This window comes from Pararhizobium sp., assembly GCF_035497515.1.
GTDB lineage: Bacteria > Pseudomonadota > Alphaproteobacteria > Rhizobiales > Rhizobiaceae > Pararhizobium.
Genome location: NZ_DATJDJ010000031.1, coordinates 1 through 6,495 on the forward strand (window position 1 = coordinate 1; position 6,495 = coordinate 6,495).

Consider the following 6,495-nt stretch of genomic DNA (forward strand, 5'->3'; position numbering starts at 1 on the left):
GTTTCGCGACAGCCTCCAGACATTCGCCTCGACGCCCGGCAATACGTCCATTGCGGCCACGACCGTATCGAGCGCGGCGGATCTCGCAAAGTCGTTGAGCAAGACATCGGCTTCTGTCCAGGACGTGCGCTATCAGGCCGATAAGGAAATCGACGCCTCGGTCAAGACGCTGAACAGCCTCCTGGCCGATTTCGAAAATGCCAATGCCGCGGTCCAGAGCGCCACGGCCAGCGGCACGGATGCAAGCGATGCGCTCGACCAGCGTGACAAGCTTTTGCGCCAGATTTCCGACATCGTCGGCATTTCCACGGTGACCCGCGCCAACAACGACACCGTCATCTATACGTCTGATGGCACGGTCCTGTTCGAAAACACCGCGCGCAGCGTCACGTTTACGGCGACCCCCGGCTTCGGCGCCACCACTGCCGGTAATGCGATCTATGTCGATGGCGTACCGCTGAAGCCCGGCACCGGCGCCAACACGTCCGGCGAAGGTAAGCTTTCGAGCCTGCTTCAGTTGCGTGATACCACCGCGCCGAAATTCCAGGAGCAGCTCGACGAAATCGCCCGTGGCCTGGTGACCCTGTTCCAAGAAGATACCACGCCGGCCACCGGAGCACGGCCCGGGCTCTTCGTCTGGTCGGGCACCACTGTTCCGGCGGCAGGGACCATCGTTCCCGGCATGGCCGCCTCGCTCGCGGTCAATCCGCTGGCGGCCGGCAATCCGACGCTCGTGCGCGACGGCGGCTTCAACGGCCCGGCCTATAAATCGAACACGGACGACAGCTCCGGCTATACCGCCCTTCTCGACGGTTTCGTAACGGCGCTCGGCAACCCGATCGCCTTCGATCCCGGCACCGAGCTCGACGGCACGAGCAGCATCCTTGATTTTGCCTCGTCCTCGATCGGCTGGCTGGAAGAGCAGAGAAGCACGGCATCGACCGCCAGCGACAACAAGACTGCCTTGCTGTCGCGCACCGGGGAAGCCCTGGGCAATGTCACCGGCGTCAGTCTCGACGAGGAATTGTCGCAGCTGCTCGACCTCGAACAATCCTACAAGGCTTCGGCCAAACTTGTCAGTACGGTGGACGCCATGATGGCCGCCCTTCTTGCAGCTGTGAGGTAAATCATGAAAACGTCCTTCGTTTCCAACCTGGCGATCCAGAACGCCATGCGCCTGACCATCCAGCGTGGTCAGCTCGAAATGATGAAACTGAATGACGAAGTGGCGACCGGCGTTCATGCCGATTATGGCCTGGCCCTCGGTTCCTCGACCTCCCGCTCCGTCAACATCACTTCCCAGATCGACCGGCTGGCGACGCTGAAGGACACCAATTCCATCGTCAACCAGAGGCTTTCGGGATCCCAGGAAGCCCTGAAGGCGATGCAGGATGCCGCCCAGAAGTCTCTGACCTCTTTGCTTGCCTTCCGTGACAACAATACCTGCGATCTGCTGAAGATCGCCCAGGACCAGACGAAGGCTTCGATCACGGCCTTTACCTCGGCTGCCAATACCTCGCTGAACGGCGAATATCTGTTCTCCGGCATCAACACCGATGTCGAGCCCTTTGTCGCCTACACGCCGACGTCCCCGGCCAAGGCCTCCTATGACGCTGCCCTTGGCACGTTCATCGCGGCACAGCCGGCGCAGGTGCCGCCCTTGACCTCGGTGGCCCAGTTCACCGAAGCGCAGATGACGGATTTCATCGAGAACACGCTCGCGCCGATGTTTGAGGATCCATCGGTTCCCGGCTCCAGCTGGTCGGACTGGTCGAGCGCCTCGAGCCAGAACATGACGAGCCGCATCAGCGCCAACGAAGTCATCCAGAGTTCGACCAATGCCAATACCGAAGGCATGCGGAAATTTGCCCTGGCAAGCGTGATTTCCGCGGAGCTTCTGAGCGTCAGTCTCAGCGATTCCGTGCGTGCCGTCGTCACGGAAAGGGCGGTCGGCTACATGGGCGAGGCGGTGACGGGGCTGATCGGCTCGCAAAGCTCGCTCGGTCTTTCCCAGGAGCGCGTCAAGAAGGCCAATACCTCGATCGAGGCCCAGACCAAGATCATGAAGGCGCATCAGTTGGATCTCGAAGGGATCGACGCCTTCGCCGCTTCGGTTCAACTGAAGACCCTGCAGACGCAGCTCGAAACCTCCTACACGCTGACCTCGCGGCTTCAGCAGTTGAGTTTGATAAATTTCCTCTGATGCGGTGAGGACCAGGACAAACATGAAGGATGTCTGAATGTATCAGTTTTCATACGCCGAGATCATGGAGGATGGCGTTGCCGACTCCAAGGATCGGGAACGGCAGGTGCTCGACCGCTCCATTGCGCTCCTGGCAGCCGCAAAGCAGCAGAAGGGCTATTCCCGCGAGGCCATCGAGGCAATCTACTATACGCGACGGGTCTGGATCCGGTTCATCGAGGACCTGCGCGCATCGGACAACCAGCTGAACGACGAATTGCGCGCCAACCTTATCTCCATAGCCATCTGGATTCTGGGCGAGACGGAAAAGATTCGCAAACGCGAATCCTCGAACTTCCAGGGCATTATCGACATCACAACCATCATCAGGGATGGACTAAAATGAAAAGCACACTGCGTATCTCGCTGAAGTCGGGCGAACGGATCTTTGTCAACGGGGCAGTGCTGCGTGTCGATCGCAAAGTGGCCGTGGAGTTCCTGAACGACGTCACCTTCCTGCTCGAAAACCATGTCCTGCAGCCCGAAGAAGCCACGACGCCGCTGAAGCAGCTCTACTTCATCGCCCAGATGATCCTGATCAACCCGGAAGGCGCCGAGCAATCGACCAACATGTTCCGCAAGTCGGTTGTCATGCTTCTCAATTGCTTCAAGAACGAAGAGGTCATCTCGGAACTGCGCCGCATCGACGGCATGGTGACCCAGGGCCGCGCCTTCGATGCCCTGAAGGCGATCCGCGGCCTCTATCCCATCGAGGACCGCATCCTGAACAGCCAGGAAATCACCCCGGCAACGATCGAGCAGATTCGCAAGGAGATCGCACCATGGCGGTAAGTGGCGTCAATTCGACGGGATACATTCCAACGACCAACGCTGCCCAGTCGGGCACGGACAAGGCTTCGGCCGATCTCAACTATGACAGCTTCCTGAAGCTGCTGGTCGCCCAGATGAAGAACCAGGATCCGACCGAGCCGATGGATTCGACCCAGCAGATCGCCCAGCTCGCGACCTTCTCGCAGGTCGAGCAGACGATCAAGACCAACACCAACCTGGAAAGCCTCCTGCAGCGCACGTCGCTCAGCGAAGCCAATGCCGTCATCGGCAAGACCGTAACGAGCGCCGATGGCAAGACGACTGGCGTGGTCAAGGAAGTGAAGCTATATTCGGATGGAATCATCGCGGTGCTTGATAGCGGCAAGGAGCTTGTCGTGGGACCGGGTGTCACCATAAAGTGATCGCTTATGAATGAGGCGGATGCCCTGGATATCGTGCAGGCGGCGATCTGGACGGTTGTCGTCGCGTCGGGGCCTGCCGTTATCGCCGCAATGGTCGTCGGCGTGCTCATTGCGCTGATCCAGGCGCTGACCCAGGTTCAGGAAATGACCCTGACCTTCGTGCCGAAGATCCTTGCCGTGCTGGTGACGATCGCCCTTTCGGCCTCCTTCGTCGGCGCGCAGATTTCGATTTTTACCGACATCGTCTTTTCCCGCATCCAGAGCGGCTTCTGACGGCTGCGTGCGTCATGGAGACGCCGGCGGCTGTCCTATCAAAAAGCCCTGCCATCCTTTCTCCGCCAGGATGCCACCTTCGCGCAAGCTTGGTGCGCTAGGCCTGCCCCTAGTTTGGGCAGCAGGTATGAATGCTGCCCGCCTCTCATGAAGAGACGGACATTCCGATGGCACAGACCGCTGCACTGATCATTCCGAAGGCCTCGCCCAAGGGCCGCGATATTGGCTTCGCGCTCGGCGTCGTGATGATCCTGTCGATCCTCTTTCTGCCGATTCCCCCCTTTCTGATCGACATCGGCCTTGCCTTTTCCATCGCATTCTCCGTGCTGATCCTGATGGTGGCCCTGTGGATCCAGCGGCCGCTCGATTTCTCGTCCTTCCCCGTCATTCTTCTGATCTCGACGATGACGCGCCTGGCGCTCAATATCGCGACGACGCGCGTCATCCTTTCGCACGGCCACCAGGGCCATGATGCGGCGGGCGGGGTGATCGCCGGATTTGCCGAACTGGTCATGGGCGGCGATTTCGTCATCGGCCTGATCGTCTTTCTCATCCTGATCACTGTCAATTTCATCGTCATCACCAAAGGCGCGACGCGTATCGCCGAGGTCGGCGCCCGCTTCACCCTGGACGCGATCCCCGGCAAGCAGATGTCGATCGACGCCGACCTTTCGGCCGGCATGATCGACGAGAAGGAAGCGCAGCACCGGCGGCGCGAGCTCGAGGAGGAAAGCTCCTTCTTCGGCTCGATGGACGGTGCCTCGAAATTCGTGCGCGGCGATGCCATTGCCGGCCTGCTGATCACCGCGATCAACATCTTCGGCGGCATCATCATCGGCTATGTCCGTCATGGCATGTCGATCGGCGAGGCAGCGGATGTCTTCGTCAAGCTGTCGGTCGGCGACGGGCTCGTGTCGCAGATCCCGGCCCTGATCGTTTCGCTCGGTGCCGGCCTGCTGGTGTCGCGCGGCGGCACTTCCGGCTCGACGGACCAGGCGGTCGTCAGCCAGTTGGGCGCCTATCCGCGCGCGCTTCTGGTGGCTGCCGGCCTGATTCTCATGCTGGCGCTGATGCCGGGCCTGCCATTCTTCCCCTTCGCCGTTCTCGGCGGCGGCATGGCCTTTCTCGGCTGGGTGATCCCGCGCAAGCTCGAAGCGGCCAACAAGCTGAAGCGCGAGCAGGACCAGCATGTGGCGCAACAGAAGACCGACAGCGAGAAGGATTCGGTCAAGTCCGTTTTGAAGACGGCCGAAATCGAGCTGCTGCTCGGCAAGCAGGTCTCCACCCGCCTTCTCGGCGCCCATCAGGAACTGGCCTTCCGCGTCGGCAAGATGCGTCGCAAGTTTGCCGGCCAGTACGGCCTGATCGTGCCAGAGATCAAGGTGACGGACGATATCGGCATTCCCGACAAGGCCTATCATATCCGCGTCCACGGCACGACGATCGCCTCCAACACGGTGCGGGTCGGCGAGGTCATCGTGGTCACCGGCGGCGGCCGCAAGCCGAGCGTTCCGGGCGACGATATCCGCGAACCCGCCTTCGGCATGCCGGCCGTCTCGATCCTCGAAACCTTCACCGAAGACCTGAAGCGCGAAGGCTTCCATCCGATCGACAATGTCTCGGTGGTGCTGACGCATCTTTCCGAGGTGATCCGCAACAACCTGCCGCAGCTTCTGTCCTACAAGGATGTGAAGATCCTGATCGAGCGTCTCGATCCCGAATACCGCAAGCTGGCGGACGAAATCTGCACCTCGCATATGTCCTATTCGGGCCTGCAGGCCGTGCTGAAGCTGCTCCTTGCCGAGCGCGTCTCGATCCGCAACCTGCACCTGATCCTCGAAGCCGTCGCGGAACTCGCGCCGCATGTCCGCAAGACCGAGCAGATCGTCGAGCATGTGCGCGTACGCATGTCGCAGCAGCTCTGCGGCGATCTTGCCGACAACGGCACGCTGCGGGTGCTTCGCCTGGGCAACAAGTGGGACATGGTTTTCCACCAGGCGCTGAAGCGCGACGCCAAGGGCGAAGTCGTCGAGTTCGACATCGATCCCCGTCATCTGGAGGAATTCAGCGAGCAGGCGACCAAGGTTATCCGTGAACATCTCGACCGCGGCATGCCGTTCGTGCTGGTAAGTTCGCCCGAATCCCGCTCTTATGTGCGCATGATCATCGAGCGCCTGTTTGCCACATTGCCGGTTCTCAGCCATGTCGAGCTTGCCAAGGGCCTCGAGATAAAGATCATCGGCGCCATTTCATGATCACCGATCCGGAAGGCACTGTGCTGGCATTGTTTGCCGCATTCTGCCGGATCGGTGCCTGCATCATGGTCATGCCGGGATTTTCGACGGCGCGCGTGTCCGTGCAGATTCGTCTCTTCGTCGCCGTGGCGGTCTCCATGGCCATCCTGCCGATCATGTGGAACGAGATCTATCCGCAGATATCCGGCAAGGGCCACACCTATATCTATATCGTCGCCACCGAAACGGTCATCGGCGGGGTAATCGGGCTGATCGCGCGCTATTATGTGCTCGGCCTGCAGTTCGCCGGAACGATCATCACCATGATGATGGGCTTCAACGCGCCGCCAACCGCCGACGTGCTGGAAGACACGGCCGAGAACCAGCTGACCAACCTGATCAGCTTTGCCGGGCTGATGGTCCTTTTCATGCTCGACTTCCACCATGTGATCCTGTCGAGCCTCGTCGATTCCTACAAGGTTATGCCGCTCGGCGTCGGCTTCGATCCGCAGGGCGTGCTGATCACCCTGACGAATTCGCTGGAAACGACCTT

8 protein-coding genes are annotated in these 6,495 nt (G+C 60.5%); all 8 read left to right on the top strand.

The window, feature by feature from the left end; translation table 11 throughout:
- Positions 1-1,126: flagellar hook-associated protein FlgK (gene flgK, locus VL202_RS02655; protein WP_325462636.1), on the top strand; the 1,126-nt coding region annotated here is incomplete at its 5' end.
- Positions 1,127-1,129: 3 nt separating this feature from the next.
- A complete protein-coding gene (locus tag VL202_RS02660; protein ID WP_325462637.1) occupies positions 1,130-2,203 on the top strand; it encodes a flagellar hook-associated family protein in 1,074 nt (357 codons plus the stop codon).
- Positions 2,204-2,240: 37 nt separating this feature from the next.
- Positions 2,241-2,588: a flagellar biosynthesis regulator FlaF gene (gene flaF / locus VL202_RS02665; RefSeq protein ID WP_018324193.1), complete on the top strand. Its 348-nt coding sequence runs from the start codon at positions 2,241-2,243 to the stop codon at positions 2,586-2,588.
- A complete protein-coding gene (gene flbT, locus VL202_RS02670; protein WP_056329531.1) occupies positions 2,585-3,034 on the top strand; it encodes a flagellar biosynthesis repressor FlbT in 450 nt (149 codons plus the stop codon). Before flaF ends, flbT begins: the two co-directional genes overlap by 4 nt.
- Positions 3,025-3,435 (top strand): flagellar hook assembly protein FlgD, encoded by a 411-nt coding sequence (gene flgD, locus VL202_RS02675; RefSeq protein ID WP_056329528.1) that lies wholly within the window; start codon positions 3,025-3,027, stop codon positions 3,433-3,435. The genes flbT and flgD overlap by 10 nt, the downstream gene beginning before the upstream one ends.
- A gap of 6 nt (positions 3,436-3,441) precedes the next feature.
- Positions 3,442-3,708 carry a flagellar biosynthesis protein FliQ gene (fliQ, locus tag VL202_RS02680; protein WP_056329526.1) on the top strand — a complete coding sequence of 89 codons (267 nt, stop codon included), beginning with the start codon at positions 3,442-3,444 and terminating at the stop codon, positions 3,706-3,708.
- 167 nt (positions 3,709-3,875) lie between these two features.
- Positions 3,876-5,963, top strand: coding sequence for a flagellar biosynthesis protein FlhA (flhA, locus tag VL202_RS02685; RefSeq protein ID WP_325462638.1), 2,088 nt, complete (start codon positions 3,876-3,878; stop codon positions 5,961-5,963).
- Positions 5,960-6,495, top strand: a 536-nt coding sequence (locus VL202_RS02690; RefSeq protein ID WP_325462639.1) for a flagellar biosynthetic protein FliR, incomplete at its 3' end; no start/stop codon positions are given. The genes flhA and VL202_RS02690, both read left to right, overlap by 4 nt.

Excerpts from the sequence above, each read along its gene's own strand:
- fliQ (WP_056329526.1), top strand. The coding sequence starts at position 3,442 with ATGAATGAGGCGGATGCCCTGGATATCGTGCAGGCGGCGATCTGGACG.
- flgD (WP_056329528.1), top strand. The coding sequence starts at position 3,025 with ATGGCGGTAAGTGGCGTCAATTCGACGGGATACATTCCAACGACCAAC.
- flaF (WP_018324193.1), top strand. The coding sequence starts at position 2,241 with ATGTATCAGTTTTCATACGCCGAGATCATGGAGGATGGCGTTGCCGAC.
- flbT (WP_056329531.1), top strand. The coding sequence starts at position 2,585 with ATGAAAAGCACACTGCGTATCTCGCTGAAGTCGGGCGAACGGATCTTT.
- flhA (WP_325462638.1), top strand. The coding sequence starts at position 3,876 with ATGGCACAGACCGCTGCACTGATCATTCCGAAGGCCTCGCCCAAGGGC.
- VL202_RS02660 (WP_325462637.1), top strand. The coding sequence starts at position 1,130 with ATGAAAACGTCCTTCGTTTCCAACCTGGCGATCCAGAACGCCATGCGC.